This window comes from Mycobacterium paraffinicum (assembly GCF_001907675.1).
GTDB classification, from domain to species: domain Bacteria; phylum Actinomycetota; class Actinomycetes; order Mycobacteriales; family Mycobacteriaceae; genus Mycobacterium; species Mycobacterium paraffinicum_A.
In genome coordinates, this window is the sequence record NZ_MPNT01000013.1 from 61,844 (window position 1) to 88,205 (window position 26,362).

General features: G+C 71.7%; 25 protein-coding genes. 12 read left to right on the forward strand and 13 right to left on the reverse strand.

Annotated features, from left to right (window positions below; all coding sequences use genetic code 11):
• Nucleotides 1-75 precede the first annotated feature (75 nt).
• Together BRW65_RS31750 and BRW65_RS15660 are read right to left on the reverse strand one after the other, a co-directional pair.
• Nucleotides 76-231, reverse strand: a complete 156-nt coding sequence (locus tag BRW65_RS31750) for a hypothetical protein (protein WP_167374043.1) — start codon at nucleotides 229-231, stop codon at nucleotides 76-78.
• A gap of 208 nt (nucleotides 232-439) precedes the next feature.
• Entirely contained in the window at nucleotides 440-2,539 is a 2,100-nt protein-coding gene (locus tag BRW65_RS15660) for an ATP-dependent DNA helicase UvrD2 (protein ID WP_167374049.1), read from the reverse strand.
• Nucleotides 2,540-2,654: 115 nt separating this feature from the next.
• On the opposite strand from BRW65_RS15660, the gene mrx1 reads away from it, so the two are divergent.
• Together mrx1 and BRW65_RS15670 are read left to right on the forward strand one after the other, a co-directional pair.
• Nucleotides 2,655-2,909, forward strand: a complete 255-nt coding sequence (mrx1, locus tag BRW65_RS15665) for a mycoredoxin Mrx1 (RefSeq protein WP_073876034.1) — start codon at nucleotides 2,655-2,657, stop codon at nucleotides 2,907-2,909.
• Between the two features lie 204 nt (nucleotides 2,910-3,113).
• A complete protein-coding gene (locus tag BRW65_RS15670; RefSeq protein WP_084187837.1) occupies nucleotides 3,114-3,656 on the forward strand; it encodes a sensor domain-containing protein in 543 nt (180 codons plus the stop codon).
• 10 nt (nucleotides 3,657-3,666) lie between these two features.
• Here BRW65_RS15670 and nudC read toward each other — a convergent pair whose 3' ends face one another.
• The 4 genes from nudC to BRW65_RS15690 form a co-directional block, all read right to left on the reverse strand.
• Nucleotides 3,667-4,656, reverse strand: coding sequence for an NAD(+) diphosphatase (gene nudC / locus BRW65_RS15675; protein WP_244168107.1), 990 nt, complete (start codon nucleotides 4,654-4,656; stop codon nucleotides 3,667-3,669).
• Nucleotides 4,656-5,726: a potassium channel family protein gene (locus BRW65_RS15680; RefSeq protein WP_073876242.1), complete on the reverse strand. Its 1,071-nt coding sequence runs from the start codon at nucleotides 5,724-5,726 to the stop codon at nucleotides 4,656-4,658. The genes nudC and BRW65_RS15680 overlap by 1 nt, the downstream gene beginning before the upstream one ends.
• Before the next feature lie 90 nt (nucleotides 5,727-5,816).
• Nucleotides 5,817-9,110 carry an ATP-dependent helicase gene (locus tag BRW65_RS15685; RefSeq protein WP_432206429.1) on the reverse strand — a complete coding sequence of 1,098 codons (3,294 nt, stop codon included), beginning with the start codon at nucleotides 9,108-9,110 and terminating at the stop codon, nucleotides 5,817-5,819.
• Complete coding sequence (locus BRW65_RS15690; RefSeq protein WP_073876041.1) at nucleotides 9,077-12,211, reverse strand: ATP-dependent helicase; 3,135 nt, start codon at nucleotides 12,209-12,211, stop codon at nucleotides 9,077-9,079. The genes BRW65_RS15685 and BRW65_RS15690 overlap by 34 nt, the downstream gene beginning before the upstream one ends.
• A 108-nt stretch (nucleotides 12,212-12,319) precedes the next feature.
• Between BRW65_RS15690 and BRW65_RS15695 the strand changes: the two genes are divergently transcribed.
• Genes BRW65_RS15695 through BRW65_RS15705 form a run of 3 tightly spaced genes read left to right on the forward strand, consistent with a single transcriptional unit; the run spans nucleotide 12,320 to nucleotide 13,652 of the window.
• A complete protein-coding gene (locus BRW65_RS15695) occupies nucleotides 12,320-12,514 on the forward strand; it encodes a hypothetical protein (RefSeq protein ID WP_073876043.1) in 195 nt (64 codons plus the stop codon).
• Between the two features lie 47 nt (nucleotides 12,515-12,561).
• Nucleotides 12,562-13,347 (forward strand): alpha/beta fold hydrolase, encoded by a 786-nt coding sequence (locus BRW65_RS15700; RefSeq protein WP_073876045.1) that lies wholly within the window; start codon nucleotides 12,562-12,564, stop codon nucleotides 13,345-13,347.
• Between the two features lie 2 nt (nucleotides 13,348-13,349).
• Nucleotides 13,350-13,652 (forward strand): MGMT family protein, encoded by a 303-nt coding sequence (locus BRW65_RS15705; protein ID WP_073876047.1) that lies wholly within the window; start codon nucleotides 13,350-13,352, stop codon nucleotides 13,650-13,652.
• Here BRW65_RS15705 and BRW65_RS15710 read toward each other — a convergent pair.
• The 3 genes from BRW65_RS15710 to BRW65_RS15720 all read right to left on the reverse strand — a co-directional run bounded on the left by BRW65_RS15710 (nucleotide 13,649) and on the right by BRW65_RS15720 (nucleotide 16,856).
• Complete coding sequence (locus BRW65_RS15710) at nucleotides 13,649-14,503, reverse strand: TIGR02569 family protein (protein ID WP_073876049.1); 855 nt, start codon at nucleotides 14,501-14,503, stop codon at nucleotides 13,649-13,651. The genes BRW65_RS15705 and BRW65_RS15710 overlap by 4 nt on opposite strands.
• A 36-nt stretch (nucleotides 14,504-14,539) precedes the next feature.
• Entirely contained in the window at nucleotides 14,540-15,718 is a 1,179-nt protein-coding gene (moeZ, locus tag BRW65_RS15715; RefSeq protein WP_073876245.1) for an adenylyltransferase/sulfurtransferase MoeZ, read from the reverse strand.
• Nucleotides 15,719-15,830: 112 nt separating this feature from the next.
• Nucleotides 15,831-16,856, reverse strand: a complete 1,026-nt coding sequence (locus BRW65_RS15720; RefSeq protein ID WP_208611817.1) for a DUF3152 domain-containing protein — start codon at nucleotides 16,854-16,856, stop codon at nucleotides 15,831-15,833.
• Between the two features lie 200 nt (nucleotides 16,857-17,056).
• Here BRW65_RS15720 and BRW65_RS15725 point away from each other — a divergent pair, with 200 nt between their 5' ends.
• Nucleotides 17,057-17,743 (forward strand): TetR/AcrR family transcriptional regulator, encoded by a 687-nt coding sequence (locus BRW65_RS15725; protein ID WP_073876053.1) that lies wholly within the window; start codon nucleotides 17,057-17,059, stop codon nucleotides 17,741-17,743.
• Here the strand turns inward: BRW65_RS15725 and BRW65_RS15730 are convergent.
• The gene (locus tag BRW65_RS15730; RefSeq protein WP_073876246.1) at nucleotides 17,730-17,999 is read right to left on the reverse strand and encodes a DUF3107 domain-containing protein; all 270 of its coding nucleotides are present in this window, start codon (nucleotides 17,997-17,999) and stop codon (nucleotides 17,730-17,732) included. The genes BRW65_RS15725 and BRW65_RS15730 overlap by 14 nt on opposite strands.
• Before the next feature lie 206 nt (nucleotides 18,000-18,205).
• On the opposite strand from BRW65_RS15730, the gene BRW65_RS15735 reads away from it, so the two are divergent.
• A complete protein-coding gene (locus BRW65_RS15735) occupies nucleotides 18,206-18,919 on the forward strand; it encodes an MmpS family transport accessory protein (protein ID WP_073876055.1) in 714 nt (237 codons plus the stop codon).
• A 132-nt stretch (nucleotides 18,920-19,051) separates the two neighbouring features.
• Here the strand turns inward: BRW65_RS15735 and BRW65_RS15740 are convergent, their stop codons facing one another.
• Complete coding sequence (locus BRW65_RS15740; protein WP_073876056.1) at nucleotides 19,052-19,771, reverse strand: ferritin-like fold-containing protein; 720 nt, start codon at nucleotides 19,769-19,771, stop codon at nucleotides 19,052-19,054.
• 254 nt (nucleotides 19,772-20,025) lie between these two features.
• On the opposite strand from BRW65_RS15740, the gene BRW65_RS15745 reads away from it, so the two are divergent.
• A complete protein-coding gene (locus tag BRW65_RS15745) occupies nucleotides 20,026-21,522 on the forward strand; it encodes a DEAD/DEAH box helicase (protein WP_073876057.1) in 1,497 nt (498 codons plus the stop codon).
• Between the two features lie 16 nt (nucleotides 21,523-21,538).
• Nucleotides 21,539-22,759, forward strand: a complete 1,221-nt coding sequence (locus BRW65_RS15750) for an Rv3212 family protein (protein WP_073876058.1) — start codon at nucleotides 21,539-21,541, stop codon at nucleotides 22,757-22,759.
• Nucleotides 22,760-22,844: 85 nt separating this feature from the next.
• Here BRW65_RS15750 and BRW65_RS15755 read toward each other — a convergent pair whose 3' ends face one another.
• Nucleotides 22,845-23,645 (reverse strand): ParA family protein, encoded by an 801-nt coding sequence (locus tag BRW65_RS15755; protein ID WP_073876059.1) that lies wholly within the window; start codon nucleotides 23,643-23,645, stop codon nucleotides 22,845-22,847.
• A gap of 110 nt (nucleotides 23,646-23,755) precedes the next feature.
• Here BRW65_RS15755 and BRW65_RS15760 point away from each other — a divergent pair, with 110 nt between their 5' ends.
• From BRW65_RS15760 to BRW65_RS15770, 3 genes are read left to right on the forward strand one after another with little or no spacing between them, the layout of a single operon-like run.
• Nucleotides 23,756-24,367, forward strand: coding sequence for an acid phosphatase (locus tag BRW65_RS15760; protein WP_073876061.1), 612 nt, complete (start codon nucleotides 23,756-23,758; stop codon nucleotides 24,365-24,367).
• Nucleotides 24,364-25,458, forward strand: coding sequence for an isochorismate synthase (locus BRW65_RS15765; protein ID WP_073876063.1), 1,095 nt, complete (start codon nucleotides 24,364-24,366; stop codon nucleotides 25,456-25,458). The genes BRW65_RS15760 and BRW65_RS15765 overlap by 4 nt, the downstream gene beginning before the upstream one ends.
• Nucleotides 25,458-25,934, forward strand: a complete 477-nt coding sequence (locus BRW65_RS15770; RefSeq protein WP_073876065.1) for a GNAT family N-acetyltransferase — start codon at nucleotides 25,458-25,460, stop codon at nucleotides 25,932-25,934. The genes BRW65_RS15765 and BRW65_RS15770 overlap by 1 nt, the downstream gene beginning before the upstream one ends.
• Here BRW65_RS15770 and BRW65_RS15775 read toward each other — a convergent pair.
• Nucleotides 25,886-26,359, reverse strand: a complete 474-nt coding sequence (locus BRW65_RS15775) for a hypothetical protein (RefSeq protein WP_139273131.1) — start codon at nucleotides 26,357-26,359, stop codon at nucleotides 25,886-25,888. The two genes, BRW65_RS15770 and BRW65_RS15775, sit on opposite strands and share 49 nt — an antisense overlap.
• Nucleotides 26,360-26,362 lie beyond the last annotated feature (3 nt).

The following is a 26,362-nucleotide window of genomic DNA, read 5'->3' on the forward strand; positions in this document are numbered from 1 at the left end:
GGCTTCCGCCCGAAAAATACTGTGGCCACGGATCCTTGACTTCGGGTCCGTGGCCATTCGGTGAAAACCGGGCTGTTACGTAGCCATTCGGCGGACCTCGAGTCGCGCGGACGCGTTCGTCGCGGCGGCGGCGGCGCGATGCTTCAACGCGGCCGCCGGCACGGCGGTGGCGGCATGCTTGAGCGTGACCGCCGCGGCGGCCACGTCCACACCGAACGCGTCGTTGATCATCGCGGCCACCTCCCTTCGTCGTGCCAGAACGCAGCTTCGAGGGTAAACCGCCGCCGCCGCGCGGCACAAACGATTTTCTGACCTGCACATATATCGGCGACGACCTCGCCGAGTGTGGGCCTTAGGTACGGCAATTGCTTCGAATTCGTCCATAGGCCCCACGCTCGGCGTGGTTTTAGGTGCGGCGTGGTTTTAGGGGCGGCGCGGCTTAGGCGCCGCGCACCAACTCCAGGACGTCGGGGCCGTACTGCTCCAGCTTGCGCGCGCCGATGCCCGGGATCGCGATCAGCGCGTCCTCATCCCCGGGCCGCAGCTCGGCGATCGCGATCAGCGTGTTGTCGGTGAAGACCACATACGCGGGCACCTGCTGCTCCTTGGCGACGTCCAGCCGCCACGCCTTGAGCCGCAGCAGCAGCTCTTCGTCGACGTCGGCGGCACACGTCTCGCACCGCCGCAACATGACCGCCGCGGCGGTGGCCAGGTCCTTGTTGCAGACCCGGCAGCGCGCCGCGGGCCCGCGATTGCGCCGGGTTCGGGTGGGGGCGGCGTCGGCGCGTGCCTGCGGCGCGATGCCGTTGAGGAACCGCGACGGCTTGCGGCCCTGCCGCCCGCCCGGGTTGCGGGCCAGCGCCCAGCTGAGCATCAAATGTATTCGCGCCCTGGTGATTCCGACGTAAAGCAGCCGGCGTTCCTCCTCGACGGCCTCGCTGTCGGGGCCGTGGGCCAGCGCGTGCGAGATGGGCAGCGTGCCGTCGGCCAGGCCGACCAGGAACACCGCGTCCCATTCCAATCCCTTGGCGGCGTGCAACGAGGCCAGCGTGACGCCCTGCACCACCGGCGGGTGCCGCGCGTCGGCGCGCAGCCGGAGCTCGGCCAGCAGGCCCGGGAGGTCCAGCTGCGGGCGTTGGGCCACCTCCGCGTCGACCAGCTCGGCCAGCGCGGTCAGCGCGTCCCAGCGCTCCCGGGCGCGGGTGCCCACCGGTGGCTCGGCCGTCAGCCCCAGCGGTTCCAGGACCGCGCGCACGACGTCGGGCAGCGGCCCGTCGGCGCCGCGCTCGGCCGCGCGCTGCAGCGCCAACAGCGCCTGCTTGATTTCCTGCCGGGTGAAAAAGCCCTCGCCGCCGCGGACCTGGTAGGGGATGCCCGCCTCGGTCAGCGCCTCCTCGTAGGCCTCGGACTGCGCGTTGACCCGGTAGAGCACCGCGATCTCCGACGGCGGGGTGCCCGCTTCGATCAGTCGGGCGATGGACGCCGCGACGGCGGCGGCCTCGGCCGGTTCGTCGGGATGCTCGTGGAACGACGGGGCGGGGCCCGGCGGGCGCTGCCCGGACAGGTGCAGCTTGCTGCCGGCGACCCGGCCGCGGGCCGCGGCGATCACCTGGTTGGCCAGCGACACCACCTGCGGGGTGGAGCGGTAGTCGCGTTCCAGGCGAACCACGGTGGCGTCGGGGTACCGCCGCGAGAAGTCCAGCAGGAACCGCGGCGAGGCCCCGGTGAACGAGTAGATGGTCTGGTTGGCGTCGCCGACGACGGTCAGGTCGTCCCGGTCGCCGAGCCACGCCGTCAGCACCCGCTGCTGCAGCGGCGTGACGTCCTGGTATTCGTCGACGACGAAACAGCGGTAGCGCCCCCGGAATTCGTCGGCCACGGCGGCGTCGTTCTCGATGGCGGCCGCGGTGTGCAGCAGCAGGTCGTCGAAATCGAGCAGCGTCACCGATTCGTCGCGGGCCTTCAGCGCCTCGTAGGCGGCGTAGACGGTCGCGACCCGGGCGGCGTCGAGCGGGATGTCGCGCCCGGCCGCGGCCACGGCGCCCGGATACTCCTCGGGGGTGATCAGCGACGCCTTGGCCCACTCGATCTCACCGGCGAGGTCGCGGACGTCGTCGGTGCTGGCGTTGATCCGGGAGCGGCTGGCCGCCCGCGCCACCACGGCGAACTTCGTGTCCAGCAGCTGCCAGCGGGTGTCGCCGACCACCCGCGGCCAGAAATACCGCAACTGCCGGTGCGCCGCGGCGTGAAACGTCAGGGCCTGCACACCGCCGACGCCGGTGTCCGCGCCCGCGGCGGCGCCCAGCGTGCGCAGCCGGGAACGCATCTCCCCCGCCGCCCGCTGGGTGAAGGTGACGGCCAGCACCTGCCCGGCGGCCACATGACCGCTCGCCACCAGCTGCGCGATCCGGTGCGTGATGGTGCGGGTCTTGCCCGTTCCTGCGCCCGCGAGCACGCACACCGGGCCGCGGGGAGCCAGCACGGCCTCGCGCTGCTCGTCGTCCAGCTCGGCGGTCAAGGCGTCGGCGACCATCGGCATGGCCTCCATCTTGGCAGCGATGGCCGACAAACCGCGGCCCCGGCCGGTGCGCGTCGGGATATGCGTGTGCTGTTCCGGCGCGGAACACCACACCGCCCCGCTACGTTAACGAGCTATGACCACTGCCCCGATCACCGTCTACACGACCTCATGGTGTGGATACTGCCATCGCCTCATGACTGTGTTGAAGTCCAACGGAATTCCGTACCAGGCGGTCGACATCGAGCATGATCCCGCGGCGGCGGAATTCGTCGGTTCGGTCAACGGCGGCAACAAGACGGTCCCGACGGTGAAGTTCGCCGACGGGTCGACGCTGACGAACCCGAGCGCGGCCGAGGTCAAGGCCAAGCTGGCCCAAACCAGCGCCTGAGCGACGGCCGCGCCGACACGCCGCCGGTGTTGATCAACTGCTCCGCCCGCCGCCGAATGCGGCCCTAACATCGGCGACCATGGCGTCGAGGTATCGGTCGAGCCCGCGTGCTTCGGCGCCTGTCGCCGGCCCGCGGGGCTTGCGTGGTCATCGCCGTCGCCGTGCTGTCGGCATGCTCGTACTCACCCGGGCCATCCGGCGGCGATGCCGCACGCCTACGCCGACTCCTTGGTCATCAGCCTCGACGATGCCCGTCGCATCGCCAATTTCGAAGGGCTGCAACCGTATTCGTACGCCGACCGCCACGATCCGCCACGGGAGACCGTCGGCAACCCGCCGGCGCCGTGCCGGGCGGTGGGGGCCACGGACCTCACCTTCGCCGGCGGCTGGAAGGAATACCGGTCGGTCGCCTACGCCGGATCGACCGACGACCTGAGGCCGGGCGGCATCGCGCCGATCAACGAGGTCACCAACGCCGTCGTCGTCTACCCGGACACCGGGGTCGCGCGAGGGGCGCTCAACCAGCTGCACGCCACGCTGGATCAGTGCGCCTCGCTGCACCACACCGCTTATGACTTCGCATTGAACAAGCCTGATTGCCAGACGCTGAAGTTGAACTCCGACGGCTGGATCCACCTGTACACGGTGAAGTCATCGGTGCTGGTCTCCGTCGGCGTGCTGGGGATCGAACCCACCGATCAGATCGCCAGCGCCGTCCTGCAGAGCGTGACGGACCGCATCAAGTAGCGGCACCGGGTCAGTCGATCGCCGCCCAGGATTCGATGATCACGCGCGCGATCGAGATCGATCCCGGCAGTAGCAGTTTCGATTCCGCGGAGCTGGACCAGTCGCCGGCCGCCAGCGCGGCGCGCACCTCGTCGCGGGTGAACCACGCCGCCTCGGCGATCTCGCCGTCGTTGAACGAGAATTCCTCGCCCGGGTCCGCCACGGCGTGGAAGCCGACCATGAGCGAGCGCGGGAACGGCCACGGCTGACTGCCCAGGTAGCGGACGTCGCGGACGGACAGGCCGATCTCCTCACGGATCTCGCGGGCGACGCAGCCTTCGAACGACTCGCCGGCTTCGACGAATCCGGCCAGCAGTGAGAACATCCGCTCCGGCCACACCGCCTGGCGGGCCAGCACCGCGCGGTCGCCGCCGTCGTGGACCAGGCAAATCACGGCCGGGTCGATGCGCGGAAACTCCTCGTGCCCGGTGACCGGGTTGACCCGCGCCCAGCCCGCCCGGGCCGGGCGGGTCGGTGAGCCGTCGACTGAGCTGAACCGCGCGGAATCGTGCCAGTTCAGCAGTGCGACGGCCGACGAGACCAGTTGGCTGCTGGTGTCGTCGAGGATCGACCCCAGACCGCGCAGGTTCACCACCTCGGCGTGCATGTCTTCGTCCTCGGGCGCCTCCAGTGCGCCCCGGATCGCCCACACGTGGCGGCCGTTGTCGATGCGGCCCAGAAACACCGCATCCGGTGGGGGCTTGTCGGCCAGCTTGGCCGCCGAGCCCAGCACCACCCGGCTGTCGGCGACCAGCACCTGACTGCGCGAATCAACCCGCAGCAGCGCCGCGTCCGCCCAGCCGGCCGCGGCCGCTTCGACGTCGGTGCGCAACTGGTCGGCCCGGTCGGCACCGACCCGCGACAGCAACGGAACGTTCCGCAGCCGGAAATCCGCGAGCGGCGCGGGATCTGACGGATGGCGACCCGCTTCGCCCGGCTCCGCCGCGCTCGCGATCGCCATCAGTGCCCCGCGTGCCGGATGTAGAGCAGCCGGTCGCTGGCCTCGACGGCGTCCACCTCGGGCGCGCCGATGCGCAGCAGCCGGCCGTCGCGCACCACCCCGAGCACGATGTCGCGCAGATGGCGCGGGGAGCCGCCGACCTCGGCCGGCTCCACCTCCCGTTCGGCGATCGCCAGCCCGAAGTCCGGTGTCAACAGGTCCTCGATCATCTCCACGACGCTGGGCGTGGTGGTGGCCAGCCCCAACAGCCGCCCGGCGGTCGCCGAGGAGACCACCACCGAGTCCGCGCCCGATTGCTGCAGCAGGTGCTGGTTTTCGGCCTCCCGGATGGACGCCACGATCTTGGCGTTGGGAGCGATCTCCCGGGCGGTCAGCGTGACCAGCACCGCGGTGTCGTCGCGGCTGGTGGCGACGATGATCGACGCCGCGTGTTGGGCCCCGGCCAGCCGCAGCACGTCGGCCTTGGTGGCGTCGCCGTGCACGGTGACCAGCCCCGCGGTCGCGGCGTGGTCGAGGGCACTGCGATCGGTGTCGACGACGACGACCTCCCCCTGGGCGGCCTCGTCGCCGAGGATCGCGGCGACCGCCGTCTTCCCCTTGGTGCCGTAGCCGATCACGATCGTGTGGTTGCGCACTCTGCCCCTCCAACGCTGAATCTTCCACCCCTGCCGGGACCGCTCGGAGAGCACCTCGAGGGTCGTGCCGACCAAGACGGCCAGGAACGCGATCCGCAGCGCGGTGAAGATCAGGGTGTGAACCAAACGCGCGGTTTCGGTGTACGGGGTGATGTCGCCGTAACCGGTCGTCGACAGCGACACCGCGGAGAAGTACACGCAGTCCAGAAAGGTCAGCGGCTGGGCCCGCACGTCGCGGTATCCGTTGCGGTCCGCGTAGACGATGACGGCCGCCGCGAACAGCACCACCAGCGCGATGGCCACGCGGCGCGTGATCACCCGAATGGGGCTGGCAAGTTCCTCGGGGATGCGCACCACGCCGACCAGCTGGTGGCCTCGCTGGGCGGTCAGCGTCTCTTCGAGACCGCTCAGTTGCCGCGACCTACCGTTGCGCACGGCGGTCCGTGATCGGCTCAACGCCAGCGCAGGAGACACGCACGACTCCATGTAACCACGATCGCGACCCCGGTACCCGCGCAGCGCGGGTCACCCGACGGCCGGCTCGGCCAGCAGCCCGGCCAGTTCGGCGGGGGCGGGCAGATCGTCGGGCGCGACCGTGGTGTGGGCGCGCACGTAATAGAAGGCCGTGCGCACGGACGATTCCGGAACACCGGACAGGGCGGCCCACGCCAGGCGGTAGACGGCGAGCTGGACGGCGGCCTGCCGCATGGCTTCCGGCCCGCGCGGTGGTTCGCCGGTCTTCCAGTCGACGACCGTGGCGCCGCCGTCGGGGTCGGCGAACACCGCGTCGATGCGCCCACGCACCAGGGTGTCGCCGATCGGCATCTCGAAGGGCACCTCGACGGCGATCGGAGTGCGCGCCGCCCACGGCGATTCGGTGAATGCGGCCTGCAACGCGGCCAGCCCCCGGGTGTCGCCGACGTCGGAGTCCGCCGCACCCGGCAGGTCCGCGAGTTCGAACAGGCACTCGGCGCCGTAGAACCGTTGGACCCACGCGTGAAACGCGTTGCCCAGCAACGCATGCGGGTCGGGCCGCGTCGGCAGCCGATGCCGCAGGCGCTGCGCCGCACCCGCGGGGTCGCGGGCCAGGTCGACCAGGCCGCTGACCGACAGCTGGCTGGGCAGCGCCCCGGTAGGCGGTTGGACCGCCCGCGCCCGCTCGGCCAGCAGCGCGTCGACGTCGGAGGTCCAACCCTCGATGTCGGCACCTCCGTCACCGGTGTCGCCCGCCATGGCCCGCGTCACCAACGCCGCGCCGCGCTCGACGTCGCCGCGCCGACCGGCCAGCGGATCGACCGGCCAGACGGCCTCGACGGTGTTGTCGCGCAACGGGTTCCGGTCACCGTCGGCCGGCGCGGGCGCCCAGTGGTCCACCACCCCGCACGGGTCCCCCGCCGCGGCCGAACGCTCGATGACGTCCTTGACCTCGCACAGAAAATCCGACGGCCCCCGCGGCTTGATGCCGGTGGCACCCCAATGGTGGCCGGACAGCAGCAGGGTGTCCTCGGCCCGGGTGATCGCGACGTAGAGCAGCCGTCGCTCCTCGTCGATGCGCCGCTGCTCGAGTTGGCGGCGGTGATCGGAGATCTTGTCGGACAGCTGCTTTCGATTGGTGACGTCCGAGGTGTCCAACACCGGGATGCCCAGTGCGCCGGCCGAGGCGCGATCGCCCCGCAGCAGCGGCGGCAGCTCCGCCGCGTCGGTGAGCCAGGTGCTCCGGGACGCCGTCGACGGAAAGATCCCGCCCGACAGGTGCGCCACCGCGACCACCTGCCACTCCAACCCCTTCGCGGAGTGCACCGTGAGCACCTGGACGCGGTCGCGCGCGGCCACCACCGGAGCCGGCGGCAAACCGTTCTCGACCGACTCGGCCACCTCGAGGAAGGCCAACAGGCCCGTCACCGACGCCGTCGCCGAACGGCCGTCCGAGCGTTCGGCGTAGCCGGCGACGACGTCGGCGAACGCGTCGAGGTGTTCGGTGCCGGCCCAGCCCGAGTGCGCCCCCGCCGCGGCGCGGACGTCACAGTCGACGCCCAGCGCCCGACGCACCTCGGCGACCAGGTCGGGCAGCGCGTGGCCCAGGTGGCCGCGCAGGGCGCGCAGCTCGGCGGCCAGCGCGGTGATGCGCTGATACCCCGCGGCCGAATAGGCCCCGGCCGGGCCGGGATCCGCGATGGCGTCCGCCAGGCACGCGGTGTCGGCGTCCGGGCCGGCCGCCATCGCGATCTCTTCCGGCGCGGACGCCCCGCCGTCGCCCAGCCCGTCGCAGAGCGTCCGGGCGCGCCGCCAAAGCGCGGCGACATCGCGGCCGCCGAGGCGCCAGCGCGGACCCGTGAGCACCCGCATCGCCGCCGCGCCCGCGGTCGGGTCGGCGACGAGGCGCAGCATGGCCACGACGTCGGCGACCTCCGGGACGGACAGCAGCCCGGCCAACCCGACGACCTCGACCGGGACGCCGCGGGCGCGCAACGCTTCGGCGATGGGCACGGCGTCGGCGTTGCGGCGGACCAGCACCGCGGCGGTCGGCGGGTTACCGCCGTCGACCGGACGGTAGCGGCCGGCGAGCTCGTCGGCGATCCACTCCCGTTCGGCCTGCACGTCGGGCAGCAATGCGCAGCGCACGGTCCCGGGCGGGGCGTCCGGGCGCGGGCGCAGCGCGTGCACCGTGACGGACCTGCGGCGCGCCTCCGCCGATATCGCGTTGGCCAGCCGCAGGGTGCTCGGCGGGTTGCGCCAGCTGGTCCGCAGCTCCAGGACCGGCGCGGGGGTGCCGTCGGACAGCGGGAAGTCGGTGCTGAAGCGCGGCAGGTTGGTCGCCGAGGCGCCGCGCCAGCCGTAGATCGACTGGATCGGGTCGCCGACGGCGGTCAGCGCCAGCCCGTCGTCGGCACCACCGCCGAACAGCGACGACAGGGCGACCCGCTGGGCGTGCCCGGTGTCCTGGTACTCGTCGAGCAGCACCACCCGGTAGCGGCCACGCAAATCCGCGCCGACCTGCGGGTAGTTCGCCGCCAGCCGTGCCGCGCAGGCCATCTGCACGCCGAAGTCCATCGCCTTGGCCGACCGCAGCCGCTCGCCCAGCGCGTCGAGCAGCGGCACCAGCTCGGCGCGCTGGGTCTGGGTGGCCGACAGCCGCAGCAACCATTGGCTGGGGCCGCGGTCGCGCTGGTAGGGGCCCGCGGGCAGGGTGTGGATCAGCCGCTCCAACTCCACGTGGGTGTCGCCGAGCTGGCGGGTGTCCACCAGGTGTTCGGCCAGCTGACCCCACAGCCGCAGCACGATCGACGTCACCGCGGCGGGGGTCTTGTCGGTGTTCAGCCGGCCGCGGTACCCGCTCACGACGTCGAAGGCCAGCTGCCACAGCTCGGACTCGCCGAGCAGCCGGGTGTCGGGCTCGATGGGCAGCAGCAGGCCGTAGTCGCGGATCAAGGAACCGGCGAAGGCGTGGTAGGTGCTGACCGTCGGGGCGCCCGCCGGTTCCGTGGACGCCGCGCCGTCGGAACCCAAACCGACGCCGGCCAGCCGGGCGAGGCGGGACCGCACGCGACGCTGCAGCTGGCCGGCGGCCTTGCGGGTGAACGTCAATCCGAGCACCTGGCCGGGTTCGGCATAGCCGTTGGCGACGAGCCACACCACCCGCGCGGCCATGGTCTCGGTTTTGCCGGCGCCGGCGCCGGCGATCACGACCAGCGGCCCGGGCGGGGCCGCGATGACGGCGGCCTGCTCGTCGGTGGGCGGGAAAAGCCCTAGGGCACAGGCCAATTCGGCCGGGCTGTAGCGTGCGTTCACCGCGCCGCCCCGTCCGCGTGGGCCGGGCACGAAGGCCGTATCGGGCAATGCGAGCAACCGTCGTTGCGCCGGGCGATGAACCGGGGACCGGCGGTCGACTCGGCGGCGCGAACGACCAGCCGGCGCCATTCTTCGCGGGCGGCCGGCGTCAGCGGATCCTGTTCGCGTTCCGTGGCGCCGGAGGCCCCGGCCTTGCCGACGTAGACCAGCCGCGCGCCGCCGGGCTCCTCACCGGCGGCGACCATGCCCTCGGCCACCGCCAGCTGATACATCGCGAGCTGGGCGTGCTGTTGGGCGTCGTCCTTGCTGACCGGCGTCTTGCCGGTCTTGACGTCGACGATCACCAGCCGGCCGGCGGCATCGCGCTCCAACCGATCGACCCGGCCGCGTAGCCGGACCTCGCCGCCGCCGTCGCGGCAGGCGGGCAGGGTCCCGTTTATCTCGACCTCGACGCCGACCTCGGTCAGCGCGCCTCGGGTCTGCGCCCGCCACTCGACGAACGCCTCGATCATCGCGCGATGCCGCGCCAGCTCGTTGGCCGAATGCCAGTCCGCCTCGAAGGGCAGGTGCCGCCAGGCGCGGTCCAATTCGGCCAGCAATTCCGTTGCGCTCCTGTGGGAGTCGGCGACCAGGGCGTGCACCACCGAGCCGATGGTCGAGCGCAGATCGCGCGGGTTCGTCCCACCGTGGCGTTCGGCCAGCCAGCGCAACGGGCAGTCGTTGAGCGTCTGCAGGGTTGACGGGGTCAAGGTGACGGCATCGCCGTCGCCGTGCAGCCGCTCGCTGGTGCTGACCGGGGTCAGGCCGTGCCAGCCGGCCGGATCCGCGCCCGGCACCCCGGCCCGGGCGAGCCGCGCTAATTGCGTTGCCGCACAGGCGCGGACGGCGTCGTCGACCGATCCGTCGGGCGCGCACACGACGCCACGCAACCGGCCCACCAGCGCCGCCGCGGACAGCACCCGGGGCGCCGAGACTGGTTGCGCGGCAGCCAGATCCGGGTCGCCGTCGGCCCACTGCGCGAGCTCGTAGAAAAAGGCCGACGGCAGCGCGGCCTCGTTGTCGGCGCCGCCGGTGTCGCTGTCCACGGCGGTCACCAGCAGTCGGCGGCGGGCCCGGCCCATCGCGGCGACCAGCAGCCGCCGCTCCTCGGCCAGCAGCGGCGCCCGCACCGACGCCTCCCCGGCGACGCCGTCCAGCACGTCCAGCAGCCGCTGGGTAGCCAGGACACCACCGCGCGGAACGGTGTTGGGCCACAAGCCCTCCTGCAGCCCGGCGATGATCACCAGGTCCCATTCGTGCCCCAGGGCGGCGTGCGCGCTGAGCACCCGCACCTGCTCCACCGTCGATACCGGCTCCTGATTCACGCTCGGCAGGTGCAGCGCGGCGACGTGGTCGACGAGCCCGCGCAGCGACGCGCCCGACGTGCGCGACACGTACTGATCGGTGATGTCGAACAACGCGGTGACCGCCTCCAAGTCCCGGGTGGCCTGCGCGCCGGCGGGGCCGCCGCGCTCGGCGGCCGACAGCCAGCGACGCTGGAGGCCGGAACGCTGCCAGGCCGCCCACAGGGTGTAGCGCGGGTCTTGGCCCGCACGATCGCAGCGCGCGGCCGCGTCCAACACCGCGCGCACCCGCTGCACGGGGCGAAGCTGCGGCCCGGACGGGGCCGTGGCGCCGGACAGCGCGTCGGCCAGCAGGTCCGCGACGTCGCGCGGGGCGCGATCGTCGTTGGCGCGCTGCAGCGTTCGGCGCAGCTGCCGCAACGAGACGGGATCGACGCCGCCGATGGGACCGGTCAGCAGCGCCAGGGCCCGCTCGCCGTCGAGCCCGTCGGCGGTGGCCGCCAGGACGTCGAGCAGGGCACGGGCGGCCGGCTCGTCGGACAGCGATCCCCTCGCCGCCGGCGCGGCCACCGGCACCCCGGCGGCGGCCAGGGCGCGGGGCAAGCGCGCGCCGACCCGCGGCACCGAACGGACGATGACCGCCATCTGCGACCACGGCACGCCGTCCACCAGGTGCGCCCGGCGCAGCGCATCGGCGATCATCGCCGCCTCCGCGTGCGCGGACCCGGCCAGGCGCACCGCGACCGATCCCTCCTCGGGCCCGGTGCCGTCGATCCGCCTGCCGCCGCTGCCGCCGGGCAGCCGGCGCGCGATGCCGCTGACCGCGCGGGCGACCGCCGGGGCGCAGCGATGCGAGGCCGTCAACGTCACCGACGGCGAATCCCCTTCCAACAAGCCGGCGGATTCACCGCCCCGAAAGCCGAACACCGCCTGATTGGGATCCCCCGCGATCAACGCCAGCTCCGCGCCCGCCGCGAGCACCCGGACCAGCCGGGCGGCCTGCGGGTCGAGCTGCTGGGCGTCGTCGACCAGCAATACCCGCACCCGGGCCCGCTCGGCGGCCAGCAGCTCCGGATCGACCGCGAAGGCTTCCAGCGCGGCACCCACCAGTTCGGCGGCCCCCAACGCCGGCGTCGTCGCCTGGGGCGCCGCGGTGCCGACCGCCGCCCGCAGCAGCATCACCTGCTCGTATTGACGTGCGAACCGGCCGGCGGCGGTCCATTCCGGCCGCCCGCACCGACGACCCAGCCGCTCCAGCTCCTGCGGGTCCACGCCCCGTTCGGCGCAGCGCGCCAACATGTTTCGCAGTTCGGTGGCGAATCCCGCGGTGGCAAGCGCGGGCTGCAGATGGGCGGGCCACGCCACCGCCGCGCGCGGCCCGTCCTCGAGGTCACCGGCCAGCAGCTCCCGGACGATGGCGTCCTGTTCGGCGCTGGTGACCAGCCGCGGCGGCGCATCGCCAGCGCGCTCGGCGGCCCGGCGCAGCACCGCGTAGGCGTAGCCGTGCACGGTGCGGACCAGCGGTTCACCGACGGCGGCCCGGCCGGCCGCCGCCGAGCGCGGCCGCAGTAACGCCGTCATCAACGCGCTGCGCGCCCGCATCCCCAGCCGGCCCGAACCGGTAAGCAGCAGAACCGATTCCGGGTCCAGGCCGGCGCCTATCTGGGCGACCGCGGCCTCGATGAGCAGGCTGCTCTTGCCGGTGCCGGGCCCGCCCAGCACCCGGACCGGCCCACGCAAGCCGGGCGCCAGAAGGGCAAGCGCCTCGGTGTCCCAGGTGAACGACATGGCTGCATGCAATCACCAGGGTCTGACAAGTCGGCCCGACCCGCGCCGCGGCGGCCCCCTACGCTGGAGGCCGCGAACAGCCCGACGAACGGTGAGGAGGTAGAAATCGTGACGGACGTCTTTCCCAGCGACGACGCGCCCGAAGGTGACGCCGCGGAACAATTGCAGCCGGTCGACGTCGACGACGAAGCCGGCTTGGACACCGAACATCTGACCGTGGCCGATCGCGAGGCGAACGAGGCCGATGTGATCGAGCAGGCCTACATCGTCCCCACCGAGGACGAGTGGGAAGACGAACGCTGAGCCATCCGCCCGCCGGCGGCCGTGGCGGCGGCTGGCACGATCGACGCGTGACCCCGGATCTCCATGTGCACCGCTACGGCCCGGCGGGCCCGGTGCGGGTGCTGGCGCTGCACGGGTTGACCGGCCATGGTCAGCGGTGGCAGCAGCTGGCCGGCCTGCTCCCCGAAATCACCTTCGCCGCACCCGATTTGATCGGCCACGGCAGGTCGACCTGGGCGGCGCCGTGGACCATCGACGCCAACGTCGCGGCGATGGCCGCGCTGCTCGACGACGCGGCCGAGGGGCCGGTGCCCGTGGTGGGGCACTCCTTCGGGGGCGGACTCGCCATGCAGCTGGCCGCGGCACGACCGGACCTGGTGGCGGCGCTGTTGCTGCTCGACCCGGCGGTCGGGCTGGACGGCGAGTGGATGCGCCAGATCGCGGACGCGATGCTGGCCTCGCCCGACTACCCCGACGCCGAGGAGGCGCGCCTGGAAAAGGTGCACGGCTCCTGGTCGGACGTCGACCCGGCGCTGCTGGACGCCGAGATCCGCGAGCACCTGGTCGCGCTGCCGGGCGGTCGGTACGGCTGGCGCGTCAGCCTGCCGGCGATGATGTCCTACTGGAGCGAGCTGGCCCGCGACCTCGTGCTCCCGCCGGCCGGAACGCCGACGATCCTGGTGCGCGCGAAGCGCACCTCGCCGCCATACGTCGGCGACCGACTGATCGCCGGGCTGCGGGAACGGTTGGGATCCGATTTCCGGCTGCTGGATTTCGACTGCAACCACATGGTCCCCTACGCCGCGCCGCGGGAAGTCGCCGCGCTGACGCGCGAGTTGCTCGAGGCCCGCTGATCGTGGCGCCGGTGACCGAGGAGCAGGTCGAGCGGGTGCGCGCGCTGGTTGCGTCGATCCCGTCCGGCAGGGTCGCCACCTACGGCGACATCGCCGACGTCGCAGGCCTTTCCAGCCCGCGCATCGTCGGCTGGATCATGCGGACCGACTCCTCGGACCTGCCGTGGCACCGGGTGATCACCGCCTCCGGGCGCCCGGCGCGTCATCTGACCACCCGGCAGCTCGAACTGCTGCGCGCCGAGGGGGTGCTGGCCACCGACGGCAGGATCGCGCTGCGCGAGGTCCGATACGACTTCGGGCGCTAGAGGATCAGCCGGACCAGCGCCGCGGTGCGGGCCAGGCCGGGGAAGGCCTCGGCGGTCGACCGTGGGTGCAACGCATGGACGGCCAGGCGAAACATCAAGGCCCGCAACAACATTTGCGGCCACTCCGGCAACGCGTTCCAGCGTTCGATGAGTCCGTCGTCGGCCTCACCCCAGGACAGGGCGTCGACCACGACGACACCGGCCGCCCACGACGCGGGCCGCCAATAGGGGGTGATGTCGGTGATCCCCGGGGCGGCGGTGCCGACGAAAAGCACTGTGCCGTAGAGATCCCCGTGTACCAACTGGTTCGGGCTCTTGGTCGGCTTGCGCAGGGTGGCCAGCTGGTTGATCAGCTCCACCGACCGCTCGGCGTCGGCCGTCGGCGGGGCGGTCCGCGCGCCCGGGGGCACCGAGGCCAACGGCCGTTCCTCCCAGGCGGCGCGGTCGGCGGCGATGAAGACGTCCACGTCGCCCCACGGCGCGGTGGGGCCCTGGGTGAGGAACCGGGGGCGTTCCAGTTTGCCGGTCGCCTCGTGCAGGCGCACCGCCGCCGACACCACCTCGTCGTGCCGCGGTTCGGGTGTGCCGGCGACGAAGGTGTCGGCCCGCCACCCCGAAACCACGTACCGCCCGTCCGTCGAGCGGACCGGGCGGGCCAGTCGGACACCGTCGACGAACAACGTTTCACGCACCCGGGCCGACCAAGCCGCCCGGGCGTGGTCGGCCACCAACGACAGGACGACCTCGCCGCAGCGCCAGCCGCCTTCCCAGCTAGCGCCCAGATAGACGGGCTTGACACCGGTCAAACCAAACGCCGCCAGCACATGCTCCGGCGGTGGCTCGACATTCACACGGGTAGCCTAGACGAGGCCGCCTGCCGGATCGGGTCAGTACATCACCATGTCGGGTTGCATTTGCTGCGCCCACGCCACGATGCCCCCGCGCAGGTGCACCGCGTCGGAGAACCCGGCCTTCTTCACCGCCGCCAGCGCCTCGGCCGAACGCACCCCCGTCTTGCAGTACAGCACCGGCATGCGGTCGTGCGGCAGCTTTGCCAGGCCCTCACCCGAGTCGATCGACGACTGCGGGATCAGCTGGGCGCCGTCGATGTGATTGATCTCCCACTCGACCGGCTCGCGGACGTCGATCAGGGCCAGCTTGGTGCCGGAGTCCAGCAACGCGCGCAATTCGTGCGGGGTGATCGTCGACTCCCCGGCGAGGTCGGCGGGTGCCCCGCCGCAGAGCTCCTCGTAGTCGACCAGCCCGGTGATCGCGGGCGCCGTCGGGTCCTTGCGGATCGTGATGGTGCGGTAGGACATTTCGAGCGCGTCGTAGATCATGAGCCGGCCCAGCAGCGATTCGCCGATCCCGGTGATGAGTTTGATCGCCTCGGTGCCCATCACCGACGCGACGGAGGCGCAGACGATGCCGAGCACCCCGCCTTCGGCGCACGACGGCACCGTGCCCGGCGGCGGCGGTTCCGGGTAGAGATCGCGGTAGTTGAGGCCGCGGCCGCCCGGCGCGTCCTCCCAGAACACCGACACCTGGCCCTCGAAGCGGTAGATCGACCCCCACACGTACGGCTTGCCGGCCAGCACGGCGGCGTCGTTGACCAGGTATCGGGTGGCGAAGTTGTCAGTGCCGTCCACGATCAGGTCGTACTGCCCGAACAGGTCGACGGCGTTGCTGGAATCCAGCCGGAACTCGTGCAGCCGCACCCTGACCGACGGGTTGATCGCGGCGATCGACTCGCGCGCCGACTGGGCCTTCGGGCGCCCGACGTCGGCCACGCCGTGGATGACCTGGCGCTGCAGGTTGGACTCGTCGACGACGTCGAAGTCGACGATGCCGATCGTGCCGACCCCGGCCGCGGCCAGGTACAGCAGCGTCGGAGCGCCGAGCCCGCCGGCGCCGATCACCAGCACGCGAGCGTTCTTGAGCCGCTTCTGCCCGTCGACGCCCAGTCCCGGAATGATCAGATGGCGGCTGTAGCGGGCCACCTCATCGCGGGTCAACTCGCCTGCCGGCGCCACGAGTGGCGGCAGTGCTGTCTGCGATGTCGACACGGCCGGACATCCTCCTCGGTCTCGCGAACGCGGTTCGTCGTCCACCACCATCACAGCAGCCGTCGTGGGGCACGGCAATGAATTCAACCCGCCGAGCGACCCGCCGCCCGGGCTAGGCGATCGGGAACGGCCAGGGGTTGAATCGGCAGGTCTTCCCGTCGGCCTTGACGAAATCCGGGTCGAACTTGGCGGCGTCGTCGTTGGACGTGGAGAACGTCTGCTGCATCATCACCGGCGCCAAAGCGCCCTGCTGCTCGCACGGCTCGTGGCGCACGTACCCGATGGCGTGGCCGACCTCGTGGTTGATCACGTATTGGCGATAGGAGCCGATGTCGCCCTCGAACGGGACGGCTCCGCGCACCCAGCGCGCCTCGTTGATGAAGACCCGCGACTGCCGGTCCTTGCCGAAGGACGGGTTGTAGCACGACGTTTCCAAACGGAATTCGTAGCCGCAGCCCTCGCGGACCGTCACCGGCGACACCAATGAGATCCGGAAGTCGGGTTTGCCGTTGTCGATCCGGACGAACGCGAATTGCGGGTTGTGGGTCCAGCCCTTGGGATTGGCCAGCGTCTGATCGACCATCTGGGCGAAGGCGTCGTCGCCGCCGAACATCGTGGGGTCGATGCCGTCCTCCACCTCGACGGTGTACCGAAACACCCGCACGGTGCCCTGACCGACCTGCGGCGTCGCGCCGGGCACGACGTGCCATGTCTTCTCGCCCGCCTCGGTGAACGGGCCGCCGTCCGGCAGCGTGCCGGCCGGCAGGTTGGCGTCGAACGCGGCGAGCCCGCGCGGCGGTGCGTCGATGATCGAGGTGCCCATGGCCTCCATCGCCTGCGGGCTCTGGATGGGCTGATTGGCCATCGGCTTCGTCGCGGCGGTGCCGGTCATCGTCTGGTAGACGACCACCGCGGTGAGCACGGACAAGGCCGGTAACGCGTACGCACGCCAGCCGTAGGTGGAGACGAACCGTCCCAGCCACGTCTGCTTGCGCCACTGGCGCGGCCGCTCCCGGTCGGCCCGGGTCCGCCCGCCGTCGCGGGCGATCGGGTCGCGCAGGGCGCGAAGGGGTTCCCGCCACTCGTCCCGCAGCACCGGAACGCGCCCGGTGCCGTGCGGGGGCCGCTGGGAAGTCATTTCCCCAGGATTACACAGTCGGCACCGGCACCGTCCTTGGCGCGCCCGACTGCACGGCCCGACACCACTTTCTGCCAGCGACAACGGCGGCGACGACGATCACCGCAGCGGCTCGGGTAGTAATGTCTCTCGCAACGAGCCGCGCGCGGCCGGCCCTGTGGTGCCGGCGGCCGGTTGCCAACGCATCAGATGGGGACTCGATGAGCGAACTCGCCAAACCCGCGGCGCGGCGCGCCGTGAGGTCGGCCGACCGCAGTCGGCCCGGGGACGGCATTGCGGCTTCGAGTCGGCGGGGCAACCGGTTGCCCCGCGACGAGCGTCGCGGTCAGTTGCTCATCGTCGCCAGCGACGTGTTCGTCGATCGCGGCTACCACGCCGCCGGCATGGACGAGATCGCCGAGCGCGCGGGTGTCAGCAAACCGGTTCTGTATCAACACTTTTCGAGCAAGCTCGAGCTGTATCTGGCCGTGCTGGCCCGGCACGTGGAGAACCTGGTCTCGGGCGTGCAGCAGGCGTTGAACACCACCACCGACAACCGCCGCCGGCTGCACGCGGCGGTCCAGGCGTTCTTCGACTTCATCGAGCACGACAGCCAGGGTTACCGGCTCATCTTCGAGAACGACTACGTCACCGAACCGGAGGTGGCCGCGCAGGTGCGGGTCGCCACGGAATCGTGCATCGACGCGGTGTTCGCCTTGATCAGCGAGGACTCGGGCCTGGATCCGCACCGCGCCCGGATGATCGCCGTGGGCCTGGTCGGCATCAGCGTCGACTGCGCCCGGTACTGGCTCGACAACGACCGCCCGATCTCCAAGGCGGACGCCGTCGAAGGCACCGTGCAGTTCGCCTGGGGCGGGCTATCCCACGTGCCCCTTACTCGCCTTTAGCGCCCTTGCCGGGGAGTTTGGTGACCTCGGCGCCGATGCCGAAGCCGACCCGGCGCCCGTCCGCGGGACCGATCTCGACGTAGGCGATCTTGCTGGTGTGAACCAGGAAGCGACGTCCCCGCTCGTCGTTCAGCCTCAGCAGGCCCGCTCCCTCGCTCAGCGCGGCGCTGACCAGCTCTTCGACTTCAACGGGCGTCTGCGCGCTGGCGATGACCAGCTCGCGCGGACTGTCCGTGATACCGATCTTGACCTCCACGGTCACCCCTTCCGTAGGCAGTGAAGTCGACAGACCTGTCAGCTGCAGGCTAGTGGACGCGGCGGGCCCGCATCCGCGACAGCCCCCCACCGCGGCTTCGCGCTGAGCGAAACGATGATCGCGAGCGGATAACGATTCGCTTGCAGCTGGGTCCAGAGCCGGGTTGGAGGGGCGATCCGCGTTTTCACATCGCTAACTTCGGCAACATGGGTACCACACTGGCCGATCGCGACAGGGTGCGGGATTATCCCGACGACGAGACCGACGAGCTCTACGGCGCCGACTCCTTCCCCGAGGGCGACTACACCTGGACCGGCTGGCCCACCGAGCTGCGCTGGCGCCCCGTCACGGCGATCGTCGGCGCGGTGGTGGCCGTCGGCGCGATTGCGACCGCGGTCATCATCAACAGCGGCGACAGCGCCTCGACCAAGGCCACCGTGGCGCCGGCCCCCCAACCGGTGACGTCCGCGCCCGCCACGACGAGGAGCTCCGTCCCGCCCAGCGCGCAGCCCAGCCCTTCGAGCACGCCGCTGCCTCCCGAGACCGTGACCACCGTGACCACGCCCAGCGCCGCGCCGAGTCTCGCGCCGACGGGAACGCCCACCGCGGCGCCGCCCCTGACTCTGACGCCGCCGCCCGCCGCGCTGAACCCGCGCACCGTCGTCTACAGCGTCACCGGCTCCAAGCAGCTGCTGGACCTGGTGAACATCGTCTACACCGACGGCAGCGGCGCGTCCCAGACCGAGTTCAACGTGTCGCTGCCGTGGACCAAGGCGGTGATCCTGAATCCCGGCGTCCAGACCCCGTCGGTCGTCGCCACCAGCTTCTACGGCCGGCTGAATTGCTCGATCGTGAACGCCGCCGGCCAACTGGTGGCCGCGTCTACCACCAACGCGAGCCTGGCGACCTGCGCCCGCTGAGTTGCGATGACGGCTGAGTCCGATGGCCGTGACCCCCAGCGCCCGGCTACGCCGCGCTTGCGCTCACGGCTGAGTCCGATGGCCGTGACCCGCCGCGCCCGGCTACGCCGCGCTTGCGATCACGGCTGAGCGTCAGCTCAAGCCCAGCTCGTGCATCCGCCGGTCGTGCGTCTGCTGCAACCGGTCGAAGAACGCGTTGAGCTGGCCCAGGCCGCCCGCGCCCGACATCACCAGGTCCACCAGCTCGTCGTGGTCGGCCAGCAAGTACTGGGCCTGGGTGATCGCCTCGCCGAACAGCCGCCGCGACCACAGCGCCAGCCGGCTGCGCTGCTTGCCGCTGCCCGTCACCGCGGCGCGCACCTCGGCGACGACGAATTGCGAGTGCCCGGTCTCCGACAGCGCCGCCCGCACCACGTCGGCGATCTCGTCGGGTAGCCCGTCGGCGATCTCCAGGTACAGGTCGGCGGCCAGGGCGTCGCCGACGTAGGTCTTCACCAACGCCTCCAGCCAGGTGCTGGGCATCGTCAGCCGGTGGTAATTATCCAGCGCCGAGACGTACTTCGACATCGCGGGCACGACGTCGACACCCCGGCGCTCCAGGGCGTCGCGCAGCAGCTCGTAGTGCTGCATCTCGGCGGCGGCCATGCTCGCCATCGAGATCCGTCCGCGCAGGTCGGGGGCCATCCGCGCCTCGTCGGTGAGCCGATAAAACGCGGCGATCTCGCCGTATGCCAGGACCGCGAACAACTCGTTGACACCGGGGTGGTCGGCCGACAGCCGGGGGGCGGGCGAATCGTCCGCCCGGTCGGCGTCCAGGTCGGCTTCCGAGGGCTCGAAAGAGGGCCGGGTCATGGCAACACTGTAGTCGGCGGGCCCGGCGCGAATCGGGAGCCGGCGCTCGACCAGCTATCATGTATGTAGATAGCGGCTGGATTTCTTCTCCAAAGCCGCTATCGGCGAAATGTGCGTGCACAGCTGGCCCGCCCAGATTGAGCAGGGGCCCGCGACTCGGCGACGTATTCGGAGTCGGAACTCGTGCGCGCGTGACCGCGACAGAGAAACACCGACACAACCGGATATGTCACCGAAAGGCTTACTACCCACGCATGAGCGCACTCACGAGCACAACTGAATTGACTTTTGCCAACATCGGCGTTCGCGACGAAATCGTCCGCGCCCTCGCGGAAAAGGGCATCGAGCGCCCGTTCGCAATCCAAGAGCTGACCCTGCCGCTGGCGCTCGCCGGCGACGACCTGATCGGCCAGGCCCGCACCGGCATGGGCAAGACCTTCGCGTTCGGCGTGCCGCTGCTGCAGCGCATCACGGCCGGCGCCGACGCGCGCCCGCTCAACGGCACACCGCGGGCCCTGATCGTGGTGCCGACCCGCGAGCTGTGCCTGCAGGTCCACGGTGACCTCGCCACGGCGGCCCAGTACCTCAAGGCCGAGGGCGATCGTCCGCTGAGCGTCGTCTCCATTTACGGCGGCCGCCCCTACGAGCCGCAGATCGAGGCGCTGCGCGCCGGCGCCGACGTCGTGGTCGGCACCCCCGGCCGGCTGCTCGACCTGAGCCAGCAGGGCCACCTGCAGCTGGGCGGGCTGTCCGTCCTGGTGCTCGACGAGGCCGACGAAATGCTCGACCTGGGCTTCCTGCCCGACATCGAGCGCATCCTGCGCCAGATCCCCGTCGAGCGGCAGGCGATGCTGTTCTCGGCGACGATGCCCGGGCCGATCATCACGCTGGCCCGCACCTTCATGAACCAGCCCACGCACATTCGCGCGGAGGCGCCGCACTCGGCGGCCACCCACGACACCACCGAGCAATTCGTCTACCGGGCCCACGCGCTGGACAAGGTGGAGCTGGTCAGCCGCGTGCTGCAGGCCGAGGGCCGCGGCGCGACGATGATCTTCACCCGCACCAAGCGCACCGCGCAGAAGGTCGCCGACGAGCTGGCCGAGCGGGGCTTCAAGGTCGGCGCCGTGCACGGCGACCTCGGCCAGATCGCCCGCGAGAAGGCGCTCAAGGCCTTCCGCGCCGGCGACATCGACGTGCTGGTGGCCACCGATGTGGCCGCCCGCGGCATCGACATCGACGACATCACCCACGTCATCAACTACCAGATTCCCGAGGACGAGCAGGCCTACGTGCACCGCATCGGCCGCACCGGCCGCGCCGGCAAGACCGGTATAGCGGTCACGCTGGTGGACTGGGACGAGCTGCCCCGCTGGTCGATGATCGACAAGGCGCTGGGCCTGGACTGCCCCGAGCCCGCCGAGACCTACTCGAACTCGCCGCACCTCTACGAGGAGCTGGGCATCCCCGCCGGGGCGAGCGGCACCGTCGGAACGCCGAAGAAGCCGCAGGGCCCGCGCCGCAGCAGCGACCGTGACGGCCAGAAGGCGGAGCGGACCGGGCGTGACCGCTCCGGCGCCCCGCGGCGGCGCACCCGCGGCGGCCAGCCCGTGACCGGGCACCCCAACGGCAACGCCGCGGCCGGCGACACCAACGGCGAAGCCGCCGCGGAGGCGTCAAGCAAGTCCGGGACCAGCAGGCGCCGCCGCCGGCGCCGCAAGCCCGCCGAAGCCGGCGCGCACGCCAACTGAGCCGCGCGCCGAGGAGATGGTCAGACCCGAACGCCGGACCAAGGGCGATGTCGTGGCGGCCGTCGCCATCGCGGTCGTCGTCGCCGCCGTCGCGTCGCTAATCTGGTGGACCAGCGACGCTCGGGCCACCATCAGCCGCCCGGCCGCCGTCGCGGCGCCTAACCAGAACCCCGCCCGGCAGGTGCCGGGCACGCTCAAGGAGCTGTGGACCGCGGCCAGTCCGGCCACCACCGCACCCGTGGCGGTCGGCGGGACCCTCGTCACCGGGGACGCCCGCCGGGTCGACGGGCGCGACCCCGCTTCGGGCCAGTCACTGTGGAGCTATGAGCGCGACAGCGAGCTGTGCGGGGTGTCCTGGGTCTACCACTTCGCCGTCGCCGTGTATCGGGACGACCGCGGGTGCGGGCAGGTGAGCACGCTCGACGGGTCGACCGGTCGCCGCGGGCCGGCCCGCAGCGGTTACGCCGACCCGCGCGTGCAGCTGTCCTCCGACGGCACCACGGTGTTGTCGGCCGGTGACACCCGGCTCGAGCTCTGGCGCTCCGACATGGTCCGCATGGTGGCCTACGGCGAGACCGATGCGCGGGTGAAACCCTCGGCGCGCGGCCTGCATTCCGGCTGCAAGCTGGTTTCGTCGGCGGCCAGCTCGTCGGCGGTGTCGCTACTGGAGAGTTGCGTCAACGAGGCCGACCTGCGGCTGGTGCTGCTGCGCCCCGGCAAGGACGACGACGAACCCCAGCAACGCATCGTGGCCGAACCCGGGGTCCGGGCGGACTCCGGCGCCCGGGTGCTCACCGTGTGGGAGAACAACACCGCGGTCTACCTGCCCTCGCCGCGGCCGCGGGTGGACGTGATCGACGAAACCGGCACCACCGTTTCGAGCAACCTGTTGTCCAAACCGGCATCGGGTCCCGGGGCGGTCTCGCACGCGGGCAGCCTGATCACTTGGTGGACGGGCGATTCCGTCATGGTCTTCGAGACGGGCAACCTGACGCTGCGCTACACCATCGCCGCGGGCGACACGACCGCGCCGCTGGGGCCCGGCACGATGATGGCCGGCCGCCTGCTGGTCCCGGTCACCGGCGCGATCGGCGTGTACGACCCCGTCAGCGGCGCCAGCGAGCGCTACATCCCGGTGAACCGGGCGCCCAGCGCGCCCGGGCGGGCGGTGGTCCCGACCGTCGCGGGACCCCGGGTGTTCGAACAGCGCGGCGACACCGTGGTGGCCCTGGGCTGAGGGTGCGGCCGTCTCCGCCGAGCAGACGCAAAATCGCACGAGACCGGCAGTTGGCGTGCGAGTTTGCGTCTGCTCGCGCTGATCGCTACACCTCGACGGCGAACGTCGGCAGCGGTTTGCCGGTCTTCCAGTGCTTGAGCAGCGCCTTCGCCAGCTCGCCGTAGGCCGACGAGCCCTTGTTCTTGCGGCCGGACATCACCGACGAGCCCGAGGCGCTGGCCTCCGCGAAGCGCACGGTCCGCGGGATCGGCGGGGCCAGCACCGGCATGTTGTAGCGGTCCGCGACGTCCATCAGCACGTCGCGGGTGTGGGTGGTCCGCGAGTCGTACAGCGTCGGCAACGCGCCGAGCAGCCGAAGCTCCGGGTTGGTGATCTGCTGGACGTCGGCGACCGTGCGCAGGAACTGGCCGACGCCGCGGTGCGCCAGCGTCTCGCATTGCAGCGGAACGATCACCTCGTCGGCGGCGGTCAGCCCATTGAGGGTGAGCACGCCCAGCGACGGCGGGCAGTCGATGATGACCACGTCGAAAGCGTCGGAGACCTTGGCCAGCGCGCGCTTGAGCGCGTACTCGCGGCCGGCGCGCATCAACAGCATGGCCTCGGCGCCGGCCAGGTCGATGTTGGCGGGCAGCAGCGTCATGCCCTCCATCGTCGTGACCAGCGCCGCGTTCGGCTCGACCTCACCGAGCAACACCTCGTGCACCGACACCGGGAGCTTGTCGGGGTCCTGGCCCAGCGAGAACGTCAAACAACCCTGCGGATCCAGGTCGACCAGGAGCACCCGCTGACCCTTGTCCACCATCGCCGCTCCCAGCGAGGCAACCGTCGTCGTCTTGGCTACGCCGCCCTTCTGGTTGGCCACCGCCAATACCCGGGTCTTACTCACCAGCGCCCGCCCCTCCTTGTTGCCACGGTCACAGTGCCCATCCTGGCATGTTCGATCGCCCCGCGCTGCGGCCGACGGGCCCGGGGTGTCGTCCGGCAGAATCGGTCGATATGGGCCTGCACAACCACCGACTTGTACTGCTCCGCCACGGCGAGACCGAGTGGTCGAAATCCGGCCAGCACACCAGTCGGACGGACCTCGAGCTCACCGACACCGGCCGCGTCCAGGCCGAGCTCGCCGGCCGCGTCCTGCGCGAACTCAGCCTCACCGACCCCCTGGTGGTCAGCAGCCCGCGCATCCGCGCACTCACCACGGCCAAGTTGGCCGGGCTCGCGGTCGACGAGGTCACTCCGCTGCTCGCCGAATGGGATTACGGATCCTACGAGGGGTTGACGACCCCGCAGATCCAGGAATCGGTTCCCGATTGGCTGGTCTTCACGCACGGATGCCCCGGTGGCGAGAGCGTGGCGCAGGTCAGCGAGCGCGCCGACCGGGCCGTCGCGTTCGCGCTGGAGCACATGAGCGACCGCGACGTGGTGTTCGTGGGGCACAGCCACTTCTCCCGCTCGGTCATCACGCGCTGGGTGGAGCTCCCGCTCGTCGAGGGCAGCCGCTTCTGGATGCTGGCCGGCTCGCTCGCCGTGTGCGGCTTCGAACATGGGGTGCGGCAGCTCGCCGCGCTCGGCCTGACCGCCCAGCCACAGGCGATCAAACCCGGGTGAGCGCCCAACCGCCGTTCGCGCTGTGCGGACCGAAGCAAACCCTGCTCGCCGAGGGGGTGCGGCAGCGCTACCGCGACGTGGCGGCGGCGCAGGACGCCTTGAGGTCGGGCAGTGCGCCAATAGTGTTGGGCGCGTTGCCTTTTGACGTGGATCGGCCCGCGGCGCTGCTGACACCCGAGGCCGTGCGCCGCGCCGACGGCCCGCCGGACTGGCCGACGGGCCCGCTGCCGCCGGTGCGCATCGCCGCCACCGACCCGCCGCCCGACGACTACCGGCGCCGCATCGTCCGGGCCCGCGATCAGCTCACCGCCCCCGACAGCCTGCTGAGCAAGGTGGTGCTGTCCCGCGCGCTGCGGCTGGTGGCCGATGCCCCCCTGGACGCGCGCGTCATCTTGCGCCGGCTTGTCGACGCGGATCCCGCGGCCTATGGCTATCTGGTCGACCTGACCGCGGCGGGCGACGACTACGCCGGGGTGGCGCTCGTGGGCGCCAGCCCGGAGTTGCTGGTGGCGCGCTCCGGGGAGCGCGTCACCTGCCGGCCGTTCGCCGGGTCGGCCCCCCGCGCGGCAGACCCGGACGCCGACGCGGCCAACGGCGCCGCGCTGGCCGGCTCGGCCAAGGATCGGCACGAGCATCAGCTGGTGATCGAGACCATCCGGACCGCCCTGGAGCCACTATGCGACGAGCTGACGATCGCCGCCGAGCCCGAGTTGAGCCGCACCGCGGCGGTGTGGCACCTGTGCACGCCGATCAGCGGCCGGCTGCGCGACAGCGCAACCACCGCAATCGATTTGGCCCTGGCGTTGCATCCCACCCCCGCCGTCGGCGGGGTGCCGACCAAGGCCGCGGTCGAGCTCATCGCCGAGCTCGAGGGCGACCGCGGGTTCTACGCGGGGGCGGTGGGCTGGTGCGACGCCCGGGGCGACGGCCGCTGGGTGGTGGCGATCCGCTGCGCGCAGCTGTCGGCGGACCGCCGCGGCGCGCTGGCCCGCTCCGGCGGCGGCATTGTCGCCGAATCCGACCCCGACGAGGAAGTCGCGGAAACCACAACGAAATTCGCCACGATCCTCAACGCATTGGGCGTCGAGTGATGACCATCCGCCGCGCCACACCCGAAGACGCCGCCGCCATCACCGAAATGATTCACGCGTTGGCCGAATTCGAAAATGCCGCCGACCAATGCACGGTCACCGAAAAACAAATTGCCGCAGCGCTTTTCGGTGCGAACCCGACGTTGCACGGGCACGTCGCGGAGGTCGGCGGACAGGTCGCCGCGATGGGGCTGTGGTTCCTCAACTTCTCCACGTGGGATGGCGTGGCGGGCATTTACCTCGAAGACCTGTTCGTGCGGCCGGAGTTTCGCCGCCGCGGCCTGGCCCGCGCGCTGCTGGCGACGCTGGCGGCCGAATGCGTCGACAACGGTTACACGCGGTTGTCCTGGGCGGTGCTGAATTGGAACGCCGACGCCATCACGCTCTACGACGGCGTCGGCGGCCAACCGCAGCGCGAATGGACCACCTATCGGGTGTCGGGCCGCCGGCTGGCCGAGCTGGCCGAATCACGCTGATCGCCGCCGGCCGCCCAGCGCAGGCCGGCGGGGCTGAAGAGCAGGCCGAGCACGGCCAGCGCCGCGATGCCCGCGGGAATCCCGAAGCCGGGCCGGTGCGAGTCGGCCGTCAGGTACCACGCCACGGGCAGCAACAGCAGCTGGGTGATCACGGCCAGCCCGCGCCCCCAGCGCTTGCCGAGGATCAGCGCGCGGCCGGCGGCCAGCACCACCGCGCCGACCAGGACGAAGAAGACCGCCGTGCCCTGGGAGTACCACCCGCTTGCGGGCGAGCCGTTGACCACGCGCTGGTCGGGCCCCGCGACGGCACGCACCACCAGCACCGCCGCCATGACCAGCGCCCCCAGCCCCTGCACCGCCACGAGCAGCCCGGCGCCGCGCACGGCGGCCGGGGCGGCCCCGGGGTGGCGGCGAAAGACGGTCACCCG